Here is a 1,450-nt window from a genome sequence, read left to right as displayed (position 1 = left end):
TGCCTGGCCTCAACCGGTGGTTGCAACACCTGCCTGGTGCAGTGAGCGTAGGTGCTCGTCCAGGACCTCCGCGGGGGTCTTCCAGTCGAGGACCTTGCGGGGTCTGCTGTTGATTGCGGCCTGGACGGCGAGGAGGTCGCCCAGGGCCCAGCGGGAGAGGTCGGTGCCCTTGGGGAAGTACTGGCGCAGGAGGCCGTTGGTGTTCTCGTTTGTGCCGCGCTGCCAGGGTGAGTGCGGGTCGGCGAAGTAGACGGCGATGCCGGTGTCGATCTTGAACTGTGCGTGCGCGGAGAGCTCTTTGCCGCGGTCCCAGGTCAGTGAGCGCAGCAGCTCGGCAGGCATCGTGGCCATCGTCGTGGTGAGGGTGTCCTTCATCGCGATGGCGCCGTAGCCGCCCAGGGCGGGTCCGTTCTTGACCGGCGGAACAGTGCCGTAGCCCTCCAGACGCGGCAGGTGAACGAGCAGCGTGTAGCGGCTGGTGCGCTCGACCACGGTGCCGATAGCAGATCGGTTCAGGCCGATGATGAGGTCGCCCTCCCAGTGCCCGGGGACCGCTCGGTCCTCGGCTTCGGCCGGCCGCTCGCTGAGCACGACGTCGGGGGTGACGTGACCCTGCGGCTTGTTGCGCGAGCGCTCGCGGGGCTTGCGCAGCGCCCGCCCAGTCCGTAGGCAGGCCACCAGCTCACGCTTGAGCGCGCCGCGCCCTTCGATGTAGAGCGCCTGGTAGATCGCCTCGTGGCTGATGCGCATGTCCGCATCGTCGGGGAAGTCGACGACGAGCCGTCGGCTGATCTGCTCCGGACTCCAGGCCCTCGCCCAGCGACGGTCCGCACGATGGGGCTTGTTCAAGCCCTTCCAGGTCGTCGGCGGCCCCGCCGCGACCGTCCCGTCGGGCCGCTGCAACTGCCCGCTCAGCCGCGTCTGGACGTACTCCTGCAGCCGCGGATTGCTCGCGAGCTTCGTCGGCTTGGGGCGCCGAGCGGCGGTCTGCGCCTTCCACTGCGCGACCGTCGCCCGGTACTCGATTCTGCCGCTGCGGGTCGCGGCGTTCCGTCGCAGCTCGCGCGAGATCGTGCCGGGATCGCGCTCGAGTTCACGAGCGATCGCCCGGACCCCGAGACCCTTCGCCTTCAGCAGAGCGAGGTCCTCACGCTCGTGGAACGACAGGTAGCGGCCGGTGGGCTCGGCCAGGCTCAGCGGCGGCATGCCGCCAGCGTGGCGAAACCAGCGCGACGCGACTGGCGTGGACACGCCGATCTCGAGCGCGGCGTCCTCCGTGCGCCTTCCCTGCGCGATCAAGCGCCAGAACTCGCGCTCCACATGCCTGGAGGGCATCGGCCGGCCCGGTGAGCGCATCGCGGGCCGCAAAGCCCGATCCGCGTGCTGCTGACGTCGCACCATCGAACACCTCCGTGATCACGGGGTGTTGCGACGACCGGTTGAGTCCGCC

1 protein-coding gene is annotated in these 1,450 nt (G+C 69.7%); it reads right to left on the bottom strand.

Annotated elements, in window-relative coordinates; all coding sequences use genetic code 11:
- Positions 1-9: 9 nt before the first annotated feature.
- Positions 10-1,401, bottom strand: a complete 1,392-nt coding sequence (locus MY526_RS26920; RefSeq protein ID WP_436705487.1) for an IS30 family transposase — start codon at positions 1,399-1,401, stop codon at positions 10-12.
- Positions 1,402-1,450 lie beyond the last annotated feature (49 nt).

It is taken from the genome of Geodermatophilus sp. CPCC 205761, assembly GCF_051383655.1.
Lineage (GTDB): Bacteria > Actinomycetota > Actinomycetes > Mycobacteriales > Geodermatophilaceae > Geodermatophilus.
Note: the sequence above shows the minus strand (reverse complement) of the source record. Positions and strands in the feature narration are given on the sequence as shown.

What these genes read in the sequence shown, in the direction of transcription:
- MY526_RS26920 (WP_436705487.1), bottom strand. Translation starts at nt 1,401, where the DNA reads ATGGTGCGACGTCAGCAGCACGCGGATCGGGCTTTGCGGCCCGCGATG.